Origin of the sequence: uncultured Castellaniella sp. (genome assembly GCF_937988725.1) — a bacterium.
Classification (GTDB): Bacteria; Pseudomonadota; Gammaproteobacteria; order Burkholderiales; family Burkholderiaceae_B; genus Castellaniella.
Window position 1 is genome coordinate 226,996 of record NZ_CALKHS010000009.1, and the last position, 15,826, is coordinate 242,821.

14 protein-coding genes and 3 tRNA genes are annotated in these 15,826 nt (G+C 66.8%); 4 read left to right on the forward strand and 13 right to left on the reverse strand.

Annotation, left to right across the window (positions count from 1 at the left end):
- Positions 1 to 21 precede the first annotated feature (21 nt).
- Positions 22 to 1,515 carry an NAD(P)/FAD-dependent oxidoreductase gene (locus Q0263_RS08555; RefSeq protein WP_298015316.1) on the reverse strand — a complete coding sequence of 498 codons (1,494 nt, stop codon included), beginning with the start codon at positions 1,513 to 1,515 and terminating at the stop codon, positions 22 to 24.
- Positions 1,516 to 1,647: 132 nt separating this feature from the next.
- Between Q0263_RS08555 and Q0263_RS08560 the strand changes: the two genes are divergently transcribed.
- Positions 1,648 to 2,562: a LysR family transcriptional regulator gene (locus Q0263_RS08560; protein ID WP_298015318.1), complete on the forward strand. Its 915-nt coding sequence runs from the start codon at positions 1,648 to 1,650 to the stop codon at positions 2,560 to 2,562.
- A gap of 6 nt (positions 2,563 to 2,568) precedes the next feature.
- Here the strand turns inward: Q0263_RS08560 and Q0263_RS08565 are convergent, their stop codons facing one another.
- Genes Q0263_RS08565 through Q0263_RS08590 form a run of 6 tightly spaced genes read right to left on the reverse strand, consistent with a single transcriptional unit; the run spans position 2,569 to position 9,375 of the window.
- The gene (locus Q0263_RS08565) at positions 2,569 to 3,864 is read right to left on the reverse strand and encodes an acyl-CoA thioester hydrolase/BAAT C-terminal domain-containing protein (protein WP_298015320.1); all 1,296 of its coding nucleotides are present in this window, start codon (positions 3,862 to 3,864) and stop codon (positions 2,569 to 2,571) included.
- 2 nt (positions 3,865 to 3,866) lie between these two features.
- On the reverse strand, positions 3,867 to 5,438 hold the full coding sequence (locus Q0263_RS08570; RefSeq protein WP_298015321.1) for an ABC transporter substrate-binding protein: 1,572 nt from the start codon (positions 5,436 to 5,438) through the stop codon (positions 3,867 to 3,869).
- Positions 5,439 to 5,484: 46 nt separating this feature from the next.
- Positions 5,485 to 6,483: an oligopeptide/dipeptide ABC transporter ATP-binding protein gene (locus Q0263_RS08575; RefSeq protein WP_298015323.1), complete on the reverse strand. Its 999-nt coding sequence runs from the start codon at positions 6,481 to 6,483 to the stop codon at positions 5,485 to 5,487.
- On the reverse strand, positions 6,483 to 7,469 hold the full coding sequence (locus Q0263_RS08580) for an ABC transporter ATP-binding protein (RefSeq protein WP_298015325.1): 987 nt from the start codon (positions 7,467 to 7,469) through the stop codon (positions 6,483 to 6,485). Before Q0263_RS08580 ends, Q0263_RS08575 begins: the two co-directional genes overlap by 1 nt.
- The gene (locus Q0263_RS08585; protein ID WP_298015327.1) at positions 7,466 to 8,404 is read right to left on the reverse strand and encodes an ABC transporter permease; all 939 of its coding nucleotides are present in this window, start codon (positions 8,402 to 8,404) and stop codon (positions 7,466 to 7,468) included. Before Q0263_RS08585 ends, Q0263_RS08580 begins: the two co-directional genes overlap by 4 nt.
- Positions 8,401 to 9,375 carry an ABC transporter permease gene (locus Q0263_RS08590; protein WP_298015329.1) on the reverse strand — a complete coding sequence of 325 codons (975 nt, stop codon included), beginning with the start codon at positions 9,373 to 9,375 and terminating at the stop codon, positions 8,401 to 8,403. Before Q0263_RS08590 ends, Q0263_RS08585 begins: the two co-directional genes overlap by 4 nt.
- A gap of 219 nt (positions 9,376 to 9,594) precedes the next feature.
- On the opposite strand from Q0263_RS08590, the gene Q0263_RS08595 reads away from it, so the two are divergent.
- The gene (locus tag Q0263_RS08595; protein WP_298015331.1) at positions 9,595 to 9,816 is read left to right on the forward strand and encodes a BrnA antitoxin family protein; all 222 of its coding nucleotides are present in this window, start codon (positions 9,595 to 9,597) and stop codon (positions 9,814 to 9,816) included.
- Positions 9,817 to 9,922: 106 nt separating this feature from the next.
- Here the strand turns inward: Q0263_RS08595 and Q0263_RS08600 are convergent.
- Positions 9,923 to 10,007, reverse strand: a tRNA-Leu gene (locus Q0263_RS08600).
- 197 nt (positions 10,008 to 10,204) lie between these two features.
- On the opposite strand from Q0263_RS08600, the gene Q0263_RS08605 reads away from it, so the two are divergent.
- On the forward strand, positions 10,205 to 10,756 hold the full coding sequence (locus Q0263_RS08605; RefSeq protein ID WP_298015333.1) for a cytochrome b: 552 nt from the start codon (positions 10,205 to 10,207) through the stop codon (positions 10,754 to 10,756).
- An 84-nt stretch (positions 10,757 to 10,840) separates the two neighbouring features.
- Here the strand turns inward: Q0263_RS08605 and secG are convergent, their stop codons facing one another.
- The 4 genes from secG to Q0263_RS08625 form a co-directional block, all read right to left on the reverse strand.
- A complete protein-coding gene (gene secG / locus Q0263_RS08610) occupies positions 10,841 to 11,320 on the reverse strand; it encodes a preprotein translocase subunit SecG (RefSeq protein ID WP_298015334.1) in 480 nt (159 codons plus the stop codon).
- Between the two features lie 21 nt (positions 11,321 to 11,341).
- Entirely contained in the window at positions 11,342 to 12,103 is a 762-nt protein-coding gene (gene tpiA, locus Q0263_RS08615) for a triose-phosphate isomerase (protein ID WP_298015336.1), read from the reverse strand.
- A gap of 97 nt (positions 12,104 to 12,200) precedes the next feature.
- A tRNA-Leu gene (locus Q0263_RS08620) sits at positions 12,201 to 12,285 on the reverse strand.
- Between the two features lie 78 nt (positions 12,286 to 12,363).
- Positions 12,364 to 12,453, reverse strand: a tRNA-Ser gene (locus Q0263_RS08625).
- A gap of 58 nt (positions 12,454 to 12,511) precedes the next feature.
- Here Q0263_RS08625 and Q0263_RS08630 point away from each other — a divergent pair.
- Positions 12,512 to 13,492 carry an NAD(P)H-quinone oxidoreductase gene (locus Q0263_RS08630; protein ID WP_298015337.1) on the forward strand — a complete coding sequence of 327 codons (981 nt, stop codon included), beginning with the start codon at positions 12,512 to 12,514 and terminating at the stop codon, positions 13,490 to 13,492.
- A gap of 159 nt (positions 13,493 to 13,651) precedes the next feature.
- On the opposite strand, the gene pnp is transcribed toward Q0263_RS08630, so the two are convergent.
- Complete coding sequence (gene pnp / locus Q0263_RS08635) at positions 13,652 to 15,796, reverse strand: polyribonucleotide nucleotidyltransferase (RefSeq protein ID WP_298015339.1); 2,145 nt, start codon at positions 15,794 to 15,796, stop codon at positions 13,652 to 13,654.
- Between the last annotated feature and the right edge of the window lie 30 nt (positions 15,797 to 15,826).

Here is a 15,826-nt window from a genome sequence, read left to right on the forward strand (position 1 = left end):
GCGGGGATCATCGCCGCGCATTCAGGCGGGCGTCCATTCATCGCCGAAGACTTCCGGCTCGTCGAACTGCTGCAGCTGCTCGTAGAGCGCCTCGATGTTCTCGGTGAACAGCAGGCCGGCAATGCCCTGGGCCAGGCGCCGCGCCCCGTCGCTGACGGCGGGAATGTCCCCCGACACCGTCCCGTGCGACATGGCGGCGGGATAGCACAGGCAATGGATGCGGGACAGCCCCGGCGCCTCATGTCCCTGCCTGGGCTGGAACTCGAACACCGTCCCCAGGTCGGGCGACACGGCGAGTTCCTGGTCGTCCGCGCCGGATTCGGGCGCATGGCGCTCGCCCCAGGTGCGCACATGGGAGGCGATGTCGGCATATTCCGGGCGGCTGGCCCAGTCGATCATGAACCCCGTCGCCAGGAACAGGAAATCCAGATCGAAGACGCCGCGCCCGGTCTCGACCCGCAGGCCGCCGCCTTCGCGCTCGACGACTCCCAGCACCGGACAGCCGAGATGGAAACTGGCATTCTCGTGGCGGGACACCCGCAGCACGCTACCGCGCGGCGGCGGCACCTGGCAGCGATTGATGTAATGCCGGATGCGCCATTTCCATTCATCGGACAGCTGATGATACCCATGAGTGAAGCCCGGGCTGCCCGCGCCCTTGCCCTTGTTGACCCGGGGAATGTCGTCCCGGCGGATGAGCAGGTCCACGCGGGCGGCGCCCGCCTCCAGCGCGGTCGCCGCGGAATCCATGGCGGAGGCCCCCGCGCCGATCACGCCCACGTTCAGGCCCCGGAGCCGGCCATAGTCCATGTCGTCGGACGAATGCGCCCAATAGCGGCCGGAAATGCGCTTCATGAAATCGGGCACGTAGCGCCCGCCCAGCCCGGCGCGGCCGGTCGCCAGCACCAGGCGGCGCGCGCGCAGCGTGCCGCCGCCCTCGGGCGATTCATAGTCGACCCGGACGTGGTCGGCGTGCGGCAGGATGCGCACGACACGATGCCTGTTGCGGACGTCCAGATCCACCACGCGCCGGTACCAGCGCAGATAGTCCATCCATTGCAGACGCGGAATCTTGTCCAGTTTGTCCCAGGCCCGCAGGCCGAACTGCGCCTCGAACCACGCGCGGAACGTCAGGGCGGGCAGGCCCAGCGCGGGGCCGGTCAGCTGTTTCGGCGAACGCAGGGTCTCCATGCGCGCCGTCGTCGCCCACGGCCCCTCGAAGCCTTCAGGCGCCTGGTCCAGCAGGACCGCCCGCATGCCCAGGTGCTGGATCGCCGTGCCGGCCGCCAGGCCCGCCATGCCGGCGCCCAGAATGAGCACGTCGATCAGGGGCTGTCCGTCCACAGAGGCTTCCGGAACCCAGCGCTTGCCCGGCAGGTCCAGCCACGCCAGGTCCTGCGCCAGCCGACGCTCCAGCGCTTCCAGTCCGGACGGCGCGTCCAGCTCCTGCACATCCGCCGCGAAGCCGCTCGTCTCGTCCGGCCACTGCCGTGCGCTGTCTTCCGAATATGCCATTGTCTTTGCTCTCTGATTTTGTCTTTGCCGAATTCATTGACGCTGCTTCAGCCTGGGCTTAGTCTTTCACGCATGGCCACCGGGAAACAAGCGGGTTATGTAAAAAACGACTTTCGTCTGGAACAACAACTGATGCACTACGACCTCATCGACCTCAAGCTCTTCGTCGCCATCGCCGACGCCGGCAACGTGTCACGGGGCGGCGCGGCGTGCTTCCTGGCGCCCTCTTCCGCCAGCCTGCGCATCAAGCGCCTGGAACAGGCCCTGGGCGCGCAGCTTTTCAAGCGCGAAGCCCGGGGCGTATCGCTGACGCGCGCCGGGCAGGTCATGCTGAAGCACTGCCGCCGCTGCCTGACCGACCTGGAACAGATGCATGCCGACCTGGCCCCCTTCGCCAACGGCATCAAGGCCCAGATTTCCCTGTCCGCCAGCAGCAGCGCCATCGCCACCTTCGTGCCCAACGACCTGCAGCCCTATCTGCGCGCCTACCCCGAAGTCCGCATCTCGCTGGAAGAGCGCCTGAGCGAGGACACCGTCGAAGCGGTGCTCAGCGGCCGGGCGGACCTGGGCATCGTCACCGGCAGGCTCGAGCACCCCGACCTCGAATTCCTGCCCTATCGCCTCAATGAGCTGGTCGTCGTCGTGCCGCCCGACGACCCGATGGCCCGGCAGGAAGCGGTCACGTTTTCCGCCTGCCTGGACCGCCCCTTCATCTGCATGAACAGCGACGCCGCCATCTACACCTATCTGGTCAACCAGGCGGCCGCCCTGCACCGCCACCTGGACATCCGCATCCAGGTCAGCAGCTTCGCCGCCATCCTGTCGCTGATCCGCGCGGGCGCGGGCATCGGCCTGATCCCCCGGCCGGTGCTGCAGACGCTGAACTGCGACGGCGTGCGGCTCGTGCTGCTGGACGAGGACTGGGCCATCCGCCCCCTGACGCTCTGCCGGCGCCGGGACGACAAGCACATGACCCCCTACGTCAAGGCCCTGCAGGAATGCCTGCTCTCGGCCGCTCATGCGGAATGGGCGCCCGAACAGGCGTGAAGCCGATCAGGCGCGCGCATGGTCGGCCACCGCGCGCGCCAGGAAGGCCTTGATCGCGGTCCACGAATTTTCGTTGGACAGCGCATTGGGCCCCGGCGCCCCGCCGCCGGTGAACAGGCGTCCGGTCACCGGATGGCGGTGCGTGATCCCGGTCGTCGGAATGTAGGGAAAGACGATGGCGTGCCCGCCCTCGGGGGCGTCCACCCACTGGCAGTCGTAGGGGAAATCGTGGGCGCGCAAGGCGTCCACCACCATGCGGCTGTACAGGCTGGACGGCCATGCGGCGTCGTCCGTGCCCGACAGCAGGATGATGGGCGCGCGAATGCGTTCCACCGGAATCCGCGCCCGCGCCACCGCCTCCGGATCTTCCAGGGCCGTGCGGATGGAGACTTCATGGCGCTGGCCGGCATCGAAGGCCGCCCAGCTGGCCGTGCGGTTGTCGTTCCAGATATGGACCAGGGGCTTGCCGTCCAGCAGCCAGGCCGGGCCGTCCCGGCCCACCGCCGGATCCGACGCATTCTGTCCGCCGTGCACCACGGCGCCCGGCACGTAGGCCACGACCGCCGAGACGTCGTCGGGAAACAGGGACGCGAGCAGCAGCACCAGTTCCCCGCCCCGGGATTGCCCGTTCAGCGCGACGAAGCCGCCGGCCGGACGCTGGGTGGCGCGCACCCAGTCCAGCCCGCGCTTGAAGTATTCCAGCGGCGTATTGGAGATGTAGTCGGACAGGCCCGGCGCCTTGAAGTAGGCCAGCGCCAGGGCGACGTAGCCATGCGACGCATACAGGGCGGCGCGCGGCTCGTTCATCCCGCCCCCGGAACCATTCAGGATCACGATGGCCGGATGCGGGCCGGGCGACGCGGGCCGATACAGGGCGCCGACCAGGCCGTCCTCGCGCACGTCCTCGCGGCTGACGCCCGCGGCCGCGACACGCTGGATCAGGACGGCCTGCGCCCGCCCGCCGTCCGATTCCGCCGTCAGATGCGTCTCCAGGGGCTCGAGCAGATCGTCCGGAAACACGTTGCTTGCCTGGGCATCATCGGGCGACTGGGACCAGATCAGGCCCATGGCCGACACGCCGGAATAGCTTCCGTCCTCGGGCGCGAGCACGCCGGTGTCGACCACGCCGTCCGCATCCGCCCGGAAGCGGGCGGCGCTGCGCCAGTCCACGCCACCCACCCGGCGCGTCCGCGCGCTCAGCGCGACCCGGGCATGCGGGGCGAGCCCCTCGAGGCGGATGCGGCGCGGCACGTCGACCAGGGCGTCAACGGGATCGACCCGCAGGGACAGGGCGCGGTCCATGGCTACTTGCCCTCGACCTTGGTCACCATCATGGCCACCGTGCGATCGCTGGTCCAGGGCACGACTTTCAGGCCCTTGCGCGCCGCCCAGATGTTCTTGTAGTGGAACAGCGGGATCACGCCCACGTCCTCGCGCACGGCGACCGCCGAATCGCGCAGGATGGCCTCGCGCTTGTCGTCGTCAAACTCGGTCGAGGCCTTGCGCAGGGCTTCGTCGACGCGCTCGCTGCTGTAATGCCCCCAGTTGGACGCGCCCAGGCCCTTTTCGGGAGACACGGTCGCCAGGATGTTGACCAGGGCGTAGCTGGCTTCGCCCGTGCCATTGCCCCAGGCAATCATGCTCATGGCGTATTCGTTCTTGCGCGCCTGCCCCGAATAGACGGCCCAGGGCACGACTTCCACATTGACCTTGACGCCGATGCGGGCCCAGAACTGGGCGGCCGCCTGAGCCGTCTGCGCCGCCAGCGGGTAGCGGTCCGACGGCACGTGCATCGTCATCTTGAAGCCTTCCGGGAAACCGGCTTCCTTCAGCAGTTCCTTCGCCTTGGCCTGATCGAAGGGAATGTCCTTCAGTTCGGGGTTGTAGCCAAAGGAGTCGGCAGGCATCCACTGATTGGCCACCGTGACCGTGTCCTGCATGATGCGACTGGCGATCGCCTCGCGATTGATCGCCAGTGACAGGGCCTTGCGCACGCGCACGTCCAGCAGAGGATTTTCGGGCAGCACCTTGCCGCTGTTGTCCGTCAGGTACTGGTTGGGACCCTTGCGGAAGCTGGGCTGCAGCAGCATCACCCGCAGGCCCGGATAGGCATACACGGCCAGGTCCTTGGATTCTTTCAGCCGGGGAAGATCCGACACGGAAACCTTGTCGATCACGTCCACGTCTCCGGACAGCAGGGCCGCGGTGCGCGAAGCCGGATTCGAGATGTAGCGATAGACGACTTTCTCCCAGGGCTGGGGACCTTCCCAGTATCCGTCGTTGCGCGTCATGATCACGCGGTCGCCCGGCGTATAGGATTCGAATTTGTAGGGCCCGGTCCCCACCATCGCCTTGCCGCTGTCGTAGTCCGCCGGCTTGACGGTCTCGCCCACGTGCTTGCTGACGATGTGGATGGACGCCAGGTCCAGAGGCAGATTGGGAGACGGCGCCTTGGTCTTGACGATGACGGTATCGTCGCCCTGGGCCTGGGCGCTCTCGATGCTGCGCACGAAGCCGCTGAACGGCGCCACCGATCCCGGCACCTTGCGCGCGCGCTCGATGGAAAACACGATGTCCTCGGGGCGCAGCGGCTGGCCGTCCGTCCATTTCACGCCCGGACGCAACTTGAATTCCCAGGTGTTTTCATCCACCAGTTTCCAGCTCGCCGCCAGGTCCGGCGTCAGCCCATTGCCGCGCTTTTGCAGCAGCATGCTGAAGAAATGCAGATCGGTGGACCGGTCCCCGGCGAAGTTGTTCAGTTGGGGATCCAGCGAGGACAGCGGGTCCGCGAAGCCGATGGTCAAGGTCTGAGCGCCCGCCTGCGCGGCCAGGGCGAGCGCGCCCGCCGTCAGGAGGCTGGCCAGTGTTCTTTTCATGAGAGATCTCCCTTTCTGGATGGAATAGACATCGGGTGCGGATGAATCAGTGCCCTTCATTCAGGTGGCAGGCGCTGAAATGGCCGCCGCCCACAGGCTTGAGGACGGGTACTTCAAGACGGCAGCGCTCCGTGGCGAACGGGCAGCGCGGATGGAAATGGCAGCCGGACGGCGGATTCAGGGGGCTGGGGATTTCGCCCCGGATGGTCGAAAAGCGCTTGTGCCGGACATCGATGCGCGGGACCTCCGCCAGCAGGGCCTGGGTATAGGGGTGCGCGGGATGGTCGTACAGTTCGCGCACCGGGGCCGTTTCCACCACGCGCCCCAGATACATGACCACCACCCGGTCGGACAGGTGTTCGACCACGCCCAGGTCGTGGCTGATGAACAGGTACGTCAGGTTCAGCTGCTCGCGCAGATCCATGAAGACGTTCAGGACCTGCGCCTGGATGGAGACGTCCAGGGCGGCGACCGCCTCGTCGCACACCAGCATGTCGGGCCGGACCGCCAGGGCGCGCGCGATCCCGATGCGCTGGCGCTGGCCGCCGCTGAACTGGTGCGGATAGCGCCCGCGCAGGGCGGGATCCAGCCCCGCGCGTTCGAGCTGGTGGCAGACATAGGCATCGACTTCCGCCGGCGGCACGATCCGGTGCACGCGCACGGCCTCGCCCACGGCGTCCATGATGCGCCGGCGGGGATTCAGGCTGGCATACGGGTCCTGGAAGATCATCTGGACCCGCAGCCGCGTGCGGCGCGCCTGTTCGGCGTCCATGCCGGCGATCGTCACGCCATCGACCTCGACGCTGCCCTCGCTGGGCCGGATCAGGCCGGCCGCGATGCGGCCCAGGGTCGATTTCCCGCAACCCGATTCGCCCACCAGGCCCACGACTTCGCCGGCCCGCACATCCAGATCCACGTGGTTGACCGCATGGGTCACCTTCCCGGGCCGGGGCGCGCGGCCCAGCAGGCGGTCCACGACCGAGGGCGCGCGCTCGCCGAAGCGATGGCTGATGTCGCGCAGGCCCAGCAAACTATGATCCGCCATCACGCCGCCCCCCGATCCGAAGCCACGGGATTGAAGCAGCGCACCCAATGCGAGCCGGAAATCGCCGTGCTGCCAGGCACGCGTTCGCAGGCCTCGGTGCGGTAGGCGCAGCGATCGGCGAACGCACAGCGGTCCGGCAAGGCCAGCAGACTGGGCGTCATGCCCGGAATCTGCCGTAGCCGCCGGCTGTGGCGATTATTGCTGGGCAGGCTGCCGAGCAGGCCCAGGGTATAGGGATGGCGCGTGGAGTCCAGCACGTCGGACACCGTTCCGTATTCCACGATCCGCCCGGCGTACATGACGGCGATTTCGTCCGCCAGCCCCGCGACGACCGACAGATCGTGGGAAATCCAGATGAGCGACGTGCCGTAGCGATCTGTCAGGTTCTGGACCTCGGACAGGATCTGGCTTTGTATCGTCACATCCAGCGCCGTGGTCGGCTCGTCGGCGATGATCAGCGCCGGCTGGTGCAGCAAGGCGATGGCGATGGCGATGCGCTGGCGCATGCCGCCCGACAGCTGGTGCGGATAGGCCTCCAGGCGCTCGTCGGGCGAAGGTATGCCCATCATGCCCAGCGTGTCGCGGGCCAGTTCGCGGGCCGCGGCGCGGCTCATCTTCCGATGGGCCAGCACGGTTTCCACCATCTGAGCATCGATGCGCAGCACCGGATTGAGCGTCATCATCGGATCCTGGAAGATCATGGCGATGCGGTTCCCGCGCAGGGAACGCATGTCCCGTTCCTTCAGGCGGCTCAGGTCCTGCCCGTCGAACAGAATCCGTCCCCCGACCACCCTGCCCGGCTTGTCGACCAGGCCCATGATGGAAAAGCCCGTCACGGATTTCCCCGATCCCGATTCGCCCACCAGGCCCAGGATGCGGCCGCGCCCCAGAGTGAACGACACGTCGTCCACCGCATTGACCACGCCGGCTCGCGTGTAGAACCGGGTTTGCAGGCCGCGCACTTCCAGCAAGGGATGATCGCTCATTTCTGCAACCTGGGATTGAAGAGTTCCCGCAGGCGGTCGCCGACCAGATTCAGGCTGACGATGGCCACCAGCAAGGCGATGCCGGGGTAGAGGCTGATCCAGTATTCACCCGACAGCATGTACTGGTAGCCATTGGCGATCAGCAGCCCCAGGGACGGTTCGGTGACCGGCACCCCCAGTCCGAGGAAGCTCAGGGTGGCCTCCAGCGTGATGGCGCGCGCGATCTGCAGCGTGCCGATGACGATCAGCGGAGGCAGGCAGTTCGGCAGGATGTGCCGCAGCAGGATCCGCCATCCCGGAATTCCCAGGCAGCGCGCGGCTTCGACATAGTCGCGCTGCCGCTCGACCAGCGCCTGGGCCCGCGCGGTGCGCGCGTAATACGCCCATTCCATGATGACCAGCGTCAGGATCACGTTGCCGATGCCCTTGCCCAGGTAGGCCAGAATCATCATGGCCACCAGGATAGAGGGCGTGGACAGCAGCAGGTCCACCAGGCGCATGATGGCCGCCTCGATGCGTCCACCGAAGTACGCCGCGATCAGCCCCAGCAAGGTTCCCAGGACGGCGGCGGCCAGCGCGGCCCCCACCCCCACCATCAGGCTGATCCGCAAGCCGTACAGGATCGCGGAAAACAGATCCCGGCCCAGGCCGTCCGTGCCCAGCACGTAGGCAAACCCGTCCATGCTTTCGGCGCCCGGCGCCAGGCGGGCGTCCAGGATGCTGACCTGCATCAGGTCGTAGGGGTTCTGCGGCGCGATCCGGGCGGCGAACAGGGCCGCCAGAATCAGCAGGAGGGACACCGCCAGCCCCAGCGTCGCCGTCTTCGACGCGAAGAATCCCGCTCGGAACTGGCGCCAGTTTGATTCAAGCTTGAAGCGTTTCGGGACAAGGGAACCCGCATCCCCCCTCACGGGGGTCGTGACGACATCACTCATGCATTGGCCCCCAGGCGCACACGCGGATCCAGGACCCGGTACAGAATATCGACGATCAGGTTCAGGGTGATGAACAGGCAGACGATCACGATCAGATACGCCACGATGACCGGACGATCCAGGGTGTTGATGCTGTCGAGGATCAGCTTGCCCGCCCCCGGCCACGAAAAGATCGTTTCAGTCACCACCGCGCCGGCCAGCGTGTTGCCGAACTCCAGCCCCAGCACCGTCACCAGGGGGATCAGGATGTTGCGCAGGATATGGACTCCCACGATGCGCACGGGCGACAAGCCCTTGGCGCGGGCGAACTTCACGTAATCCAGCGGGGCCACCTCGCGCACGCTGGCGCTGGTCAGCCGAATGACCAGCGAGATCTTGAACAAGGCCAGATTCAGGGCGGGCAGGAACAGATGGCGCAAGCCATCCCAGGAGAAAAAGGACCACTGCAGCCCCAGGAACGTCTCGGTCTGCCCCCGCCCTCCGGCCGGCAGCCACCCCAGGATCACGCTGAAGCACATGATGAACATCAGCCCGACCCAGAAGGTGGGCAGCGAGAACCCCAGGATGCTGCCCGTCATCGCGACGCGGGAAAAGGCGCTGTCGGGCTTCAGCCCCGCCAGCAGCCCGATGGGCACCCCAAAGACGATCGCCAGCAGCAAAGCGCCCACGGCCAGTTCGAACGTGGCGGGCAGACGCATCAGGATGAGCTTGATGGCCGGGGTGTTGTAGACGAAGCTGGTCCCCAGATCGCCGTGCAGGGCGCTGGACAGGAAGGCCAGGTACTGGCGCCACAGCGGCTGGTCCAGGCCGAGTTCCGCGATGATGCGCGCGCGTTCGACCTGATCGGCCTCCTGGCCCACCAGGATGGCGACGGGATCCCCGATGGCGTGGATCCCGACGAACACGATCACCGTCATCAGCAGGACCACGCCCGCGGATTGCAGCAACCGCCTGACCAACCACGCAATCACGCGCGCGTGCCTTTCGGGGCGCTGCTGAAGGGGGAAGTCCCGGGCATGCATGTCTCCTTGTTGTTCGCCGGCCAATGCCATTGGCCCGCGTCGCACCGGCCTCTCGGATCGAGTGTGCATGCAAGGCACACACCGGACAAGTTGGATATCCCGCAAACAGCTTTTGCATTGTGCAAAATGACAGGACTATCGGGGCTTTCCGGGGGAAGGGAGTTTTATATGTTCAGAACCTGGGGGAATAAGGAGGGCGCGCGGGACTGGCGCCCGCGCCAAAAGCCAGGCATGCGCGGTCGCGGCCCGCAGAGATCTCCGACCAAGGAACGCATCACGATCAGGCTCTCGCCTGAAGTCGTGGATGCCTTTCGAACCAGCAGTCCCAACTGGCAAGGCCAAATCGACGATGCCCTGAAAAGCTGGCTCAGGCACCACGAGCCGGCCTGAAAAACCATAGGCAAAGCAAACATCTGATAGAAGCCGACGCCCATCCAGCCAAGCCAACAAAAAACCCGCAAGAACCTGACGTTCATGCGGGTCTTCGATAATTCGGTGGTGCCGTCGACGAGACTCGAACTCGTACAGCTTTCGCCACTACCCCCTCAAGATAGCGTGTCTACCAATTCCACCACGACGGCTCGGGCCTTCTCCCCTCAGGGAAAGACGCAGATTCTAACATGAAAAGCATGCCTGCCTCGGCAGGCAAGGGAACGCCAGAGCCAGCTTTCACATCCTGTATCTTCCATGCGCAAAAGCGGATGCTTGCTCGGGTATAGTCGAACTCACCACTCCATCAACCATCCTCACGGATGCCAGAGACCGACAGGAGGAGCATATGCCAGCATCCCCCACCGTCTGGAGCCCGCAGCTCCGATTCCTGCACTGGGCCTTGTTCGTCGTGATCGCCTCAGCGGTGACCTGCGTACTCATCGCCAGCGGTTACGAGCGCGGCGATCCTATGAAAGGGCAATTCATGTTCTTTCACAAGAGCTTCGGGGTGACGGCCCTGGCCTTGATGATCGTCTGGATCATCACGCGGCTGAACACCGGCCGGCCGCAGGCCGTCGGGCAGGCATGGCAATCGCGCCTTGCGGCGGCGGTCCACTGGGCCATGGTCATCCTGGTGCTCGCACTGCCGATCGCCGGCCTGCTGATGTCGCAATTCGCGCAGCAATCCGTCAGCGTCTTCGGCCTGTTTTCCATCCCGGTCTGGCTGGCCGAGGACAAGGCGGCGGCCAAGGCCATCCACACGATTCATGCGGGATACGCCGGGCCGATCCTGATCGGCCTGGTCGCGCTGCACTCCGTCGGCGCCCTATGGCACCATTTCATCGATCGCGACGAGACCCTGACACGGATGCTTCCGGGGAAAACCCGCCAGCCTTGACGAGCCTCCCCAGGCATCCCCGGTCATTTCCGAATGTCCGGCGGTGCCAGACGGGGAGCGAGCCCTGAATCAGGGCTCGGCCGCTTACTTGCCGGCGGGCGCGTCCTTGGGCGCGGGCACCACGGGGACCGAGGCGTCGGAGTTGGCGGCATCCGGCGCCGCGGCGCCGGACGCGGACGCGGCGGGCTTGCCGGTGGACGGGGCCGAAGGCACCGAGGGAACGGCGGCGCCCAGGTCGGGCACGGCGGAACCCGTGGCCGGGGCCGGCGCCTTTTCAGGGGAGCTGAAGCCCTGCATGATGCCCGATTCGATCGGCGAGCCGGCCGGATGGTGCGAGACCCAGGCCAGGCCGATGGTCGTGGCGAAGAAGATGACGGCCGCCCATTTGGTCGCCCGCGACAGGAAGTTGGCGGCGCCCGCGGAGCCGAACACGCTGCCGGCGGAGCCGCTGCCGAAGGCGGCGCCCATGTCGGCGCCCTTGCCCTGCTGCAGCAGCACCAGCACGATGATCAGTAGCGAGGAAATGACCTGCAGCGTCAGCAGGATCGAGGAAAACCATTGCATGATGATAGGACTCCGGGGAGCTTAAGCGACGGAAGCCGCAATATTCAGAAATTCGTCGGCGATCAGCGATGCCCCGCCCACCAGGGCGCCATCGATGTCGGGTTGTGCAAACAGGGCGGCGGCATTGGCGGCCTTGACGCTGCCGCCATACAGGATGCGCGTCTGCGCGGCCCCCTGTTTGGCCAGGGCCGCGCGGATGAAGCCGTGCACCGCCTGCGCCTGTTCCGGAGTGGCGGTGCGGCCCGTGCCGATGGCCCAGACGGGTTCGTAGGCCAGCACCATGCGGGACAGGGCATCCGCCCCCAGCGCCAGGATGGGGTCGAGCTGGTCGCCGATCACGCATTCGGCCTGGCCCGCGTCTCGGTCGGCCAGGGTTTCGCCCACGCAGACGACCGGCGTCAGGCCGGCGCCCAGCGCGGCGACGGCCTTGGCCGCCACCAGGGCGCTGGATTCGCCATGCATGGCGCGGCGTTCCGAATGGCCGCACAGCACCCACGAACAGGCGAAATCCGCCAGCATGGCCGCGGAGACCTCGCCCGTGTAGGCGCCCCGGTCGTGCACGCTGACGTCCTGGGCGCCCCAGGTGATGGCGGTGCCGGTCAGCGTGCGGCACGCCTGATCCAGGTAGGGAGCAGGCGCGCACACCGCCAGCTGGACGTCGCCGGCCCGCTGCGCGCCAGCGACCAGGCCGCTCAGCAACGCCGCGTTATCCGCCAGGCTGCCGTGCATCTTCCAGTTGCCCATGACAAGAAACTTGCGGGGTTGGCTCGGGGTTTGACTCATGCGGGTTTGACTCATGCGGTCAATCAGTTCAAATCAGGTAACTCTTGATTGTAGCGTGAACGGATACCTGGCGCAGTAAACGTCGCGCAAATCGTGATGGTGCTCCCAGCCGGGATCGAACCGGCACGCCCGAAGGCGAGGGATTTTAAGTCCCTTGCGTCTACCAATTCCGCCATGGGAGCATCAGGAGAACTGCCGGGATGCATATTCCCGGTATAGTAATCGCGCGAGGATCGCACACTGCCGCCGGACGCCCGCGATGGCGGAAGCGGTGAGATTCGAACTCACGGATGGGTCGCCCCATCGCCGGTTTTCAAGACCGGTCCATTCAACCACTCTGGCACGCTTCCGGGAATGAAGACCGCAAGTGTAGCGCATAATTCAGGCTGATCATTCAGCGGAGGGCCCATGCAAGCCATAGCAATCACGACCCCCGGCGGACCGGAAGTCCTGGAACTCGTGGAACGCCCCACCCCCGTGCCCGGGCCCGGCGAAGTCCTGATCCAGGTGGGCGCCGCCGGCATCAACCGTCCCGACGTCTTCCAGCGCCAGGGCAGCTACCCGCCGCCGGCCGGGGCTTCGGACCTGCCCGGGCTGGAAGTGGCCGGACGGATCGTGGGCGGCGACGCGCAATCGGCCGGATTCCAGATCGGCGACGAAGTCTGCGCCCTGCTGGCGGGCGGGGGCTACGCCCAATACTGCGTGGCGCCGGCCGCCCAGTGCCTGCCCGTCCCCAAGGGCCTGTCCCTGATCGAGGCCGCCGCCCTGCCCGAAACCTACTTCACGGTCTGGAGCAACGTCTTCGACCGGGGCCGGCTGTCGGCGGGCGAAACCCTGCTGGTGCACGGCGGGGCCAGCGGCATCGGCACCACGGCCATCGCGCTGGCGCACGCCTTCGGCCATACCGTATACGCCACGGCCGGCAGCACCGAGCGCGTGCGGGCGATCGAAGCCCTGGGATGCGACCGGGGCATCAACTACCGCACCCACGACTTCGTCGAGGAAATCCACGCCCTGACGGACAAGCGCGGGGTGGACGTCATCCTGGACATGGTGGCGGGCGACTATCTGCCGCGCAACATCAAGGCGCTGGCCGACGACGGCCGCCTGGTGATGATCGCCCAGCTGGGCGGCGCCCACGCTTCGATCAATTGCTGGCAGGTCATGGCCCGCCGCCTGACCATCACGGGCTCCACCCTGCGGTCCCGGCCGGTGGCCTTCAAGGCCGCCATCGCGCAGGCCCTGCGCGAGCGGGTCTGGCCGCTGCTGGAGGCCGGCAGGATCCGCCCCATCATCCACGCCACCTTCCCCCTGGCCGAGGCCTCCAGAGCGCACGCCATGATGGACGCCGGCGAGCAGATCGGGAAGATCGTGCTGACGCTGTCGTGATCCGGCGCGGCCCGCGCGACTCGGCGCGGGCCACGCCGATGGCCGGCCGCGGCGCGGCCCGCGTCCCGTCGCAGCCATTGAAAAAGGGCGCCCCGCTATTGCGGGACGCCCTTTTTCAGGCGGCGTCCGGGCGGCAATGCCGCCCGGACCGACGGACGATCACTCGGCCGCCGTCGGGGCGGCCGGGCCGCCCTGGGCTTCGATGCCGCCGATGGCCTTGACCGACAGGCGCAGGCGACCGCGGTCGTCGGCTTCCAGGATCTTGACACGCACCGACTGGCCGACCTTCAGCACGTCGTTGATGTCGGCGATGCGGTAGTTGGCGATCTCGGAGATGTGCAGCAGGCCGTCGCGGCCCGGCAGCACCTGGACGATGGCGCCGAAGTCCAGCAGACGCTGCACCGTGCCCTGGTATTCCTGACCGATTTCGACGTCGGCGGTCAGTTCCTTGATGCGGCGCTCGGCTTCGTGGGCGCGGTCCAGGTCGGCGCTGGCGATGGTGATGTTGCCGTCATCGCTGATGTCGATCTGGCAGCCGGTTTCTTCGGTCAGGGCGCGGATGGTGGCGCCGCCCTTGCCGATCACGTCGCGGATCTTCTCCGGGTTGATCTTGATGCGCAGCATGCGCGGCGCGAAGTCAGAGAGTTCCGTGCGCGAACCGTCGATGGCTTCGCGCATCTTGCCCAGGATGTGCAGGCGGCCTTCGCGGGCCTGGGCCAGCGCCACCTGCATGATTTCCTTGGTGATGCCCTGGATCTTGATGTCCATCTGCAGCGCGGTCACGCCGGCGACGGTGCCGGTCACCTTGAAATCCATGTCGCCCAGGTGATCTTCGTCACCCAGGATGTCGGTCAGGACGGCGAACTTGCCGCCTTCCTTGATCAGGCCCATGGCCACGCCGGCCACGTGATCCTTGACCGGCACGCCGGCGTCCATCATGGACAGGCTGCCGCCGCAGACCGAAGCCATGGACGAGGAGCCGTTGGATTCGGTGATCTCCGACACCAGGCGCAGGGTGTACTGGAATTCCTCGGCGCTGGGCAGCAGGGCCAGCAGGGCGCGCTTGGCCAGGCGGCCGTGGCCGATTTCGCGGCGCTTGGGCACGCCGAAGCGGCCGGTCTCGCCCGTGGCGAACGGAGGCATGTTGTAGTGCAGCATGAAACGGTCACGGTATTCGCCCATGATCGAATCGATGATCTGCTCGTCCTGCTTGGTGCCCAGGGTCGTGACGACCAGCGCCTGGGTTTCGCCCCGGGTGAACAGGGCCGAGCCGTGCGCGCGGGGTAGCACGCCCAGGCGGATGCTGATGGGACGCACGGTGCGCGTGTCGCGCCCGTCGATGCGAGGTTCGCCGTTCAGGATCTGGCCGCGGACGATTTCCGATTCCAGGGAGAACAGCATGTTCTCGACTTCGACGTTGTCGGGGGCGGCATCGCCGCGGGCGGCGGCGTGCTCGGCCAGCTTGGCCTTGACCTCGGCATAGACCTGGCGCAGCTGGGCGGTGCGTTCCTGCTTGTTGCGCACCTGGTAGACGGCCTTCAGGGGTTCGAAGGCGGCGCTGCGCACGGCGGTCGCCAGGACTTCGTTGCGCGGGGCCGGCTGCCAGTCCCATTCGGGCTTGCCGGCCTCGGCCACCAGTTCATGGATGGCGTTGATGCAGGCCTGCATCTGTTCGTGGCCGAACACCACGGCGCCCAGCATCACGTCTTCCGGCAGCTGCTTGGCTTCGGATTCGACCATCAGCACGGCGGCTTCGGTCCCCGCCACCACCAGGTCCAGCTGGGACTGTTCGTGCAGCTGCGTGGTGCTGGGGTTCAGGACGTACTGGCCGTCGACGTAGCCGACGCGGGCGGCGCCCACGGGGCCGTTGAAGGGAATGCCGGAGATCGCCAGGGCGGCCGACGCGCCGATCAGCGCGGGGATGTCCGGATCGATTTCAGGATTGACCGACAGCGTGTGGATGATGACCTGCACGTCGTTGTAGAAGCCTTCCGGGAACAGCGGACGCAGCGGGCGGTCGATCAGGCGCGAGGTCAGGGTTTCCTTTTCGGAGGGCTTGCCTTCGCGCTTGAAGAAGCCGCCCGGGATCTTGCCGGCGGCATAGGTCTTTTCGACGTAATCGACGGTCAGGGGAAAGAAGTCCTGGCCGGGCTTGGCGGTGCGGGCAGCCACGACAGTGGCCAGGATGACCGTATCGTCCACGGACACCAGCACGGCGCCGGACGCCTGGCGGGCGATTTCGCCGGTTTCCAGGACGACGGTGTGCTCACCGTACTGAAACGATTTGCTCACTTTGTTGAACATTTTCTTATCCTATTAAAAGGGCCGCCTGCG

Coding starts and splice junctions, on each gene's coding strand:
- Q0263_RS08555 (WP_298015316.1), bottom strand. CDS start 1,515: ATGGCATATTCGGAAGACAGCGCACGGCAGTGGCCGGACGAGACGAGC.
- Q0263_RS08560 (WP_298015318.1), top strand. CDS start 1,648: ATGCACTACGACCTCATCGACCTCAAGCTCTTCGTCGCCATCGCCGAC.
- Q0263_RS08565 (WP_298015320.1), bottom strand. CDS start 3,864: ATGGACCGCGCCCTGTCCCTGCGGGTCGATCCCGTTGACGCCCTGGTC.
- Q0263_RS08570 (WP_298015321.1), bottom strand. CDS start 5,438: ATGAAAAGAACACTGGCCAGCCTCCTGACGGCGGGCGCGCTCGCCCTG.
- Q0263_RS08575 (WP_298015323.1), bottom strand. CDS start 6,483: ATGGCGGATCATAGTTTGCTGGGCCTGCGCGACATCAGCCATCGCTTC.
- Q0263_RS08580 (WP_298015325.1), bottom strand. CDS start 7,469: ATGAGCGATCATCCCTTGCTGGAAGTGCGCGGCCTGCAAACCCGGTTC.
- Q0263_RS08585 (WP_298015327.1), bottom strand. CDS start 8,404: ATGAGTGATGTCGTCACGACCCCCGTGAGGGGGGATGCGGGTTCCCTT.
- Q0263_RS08595 (WP_298015331.1), top strand. CDS start 9,595: ATGTTCAGAACCTGGGGGAATAAGGAGGGCGCGCGGGACTGGCGCCCG.
- Q0263_RS08605 (WP_298015333.1), top strand. CDS start 10,205: ATGCCAGCATCCCCCACCGTCTGGAGCCCGCAGCTCCGATTCCTGCAC.
- secG (WP_298015334.1), bottom strand. CDS start 11,320: ATGCAATGGTTTTCCTCGATCCTGCTGACGCTGCAGGTCATTTCCTCG.
- tpiA (WP_298015336.1), bottom strand. CDS start 12,103: ATGAGTCAAACCCCGAGCCAACCCCGCAAGTTTCTTGTCATGGGCAAC.
- Q0263_RS08630 (WP_298015337.1), top strand. CDS start 12,512: ATGCAAGCCATAGCAATCACGACCCCCGGCGGACCGGAAGTCCTGGAA.
- pnp (WP_298015339.1), bottom strand. CDS start 15,796: ATGTTCAACAAAGTGAGCAAATCGTTTCAGTACGGTGAGCACACCGTC.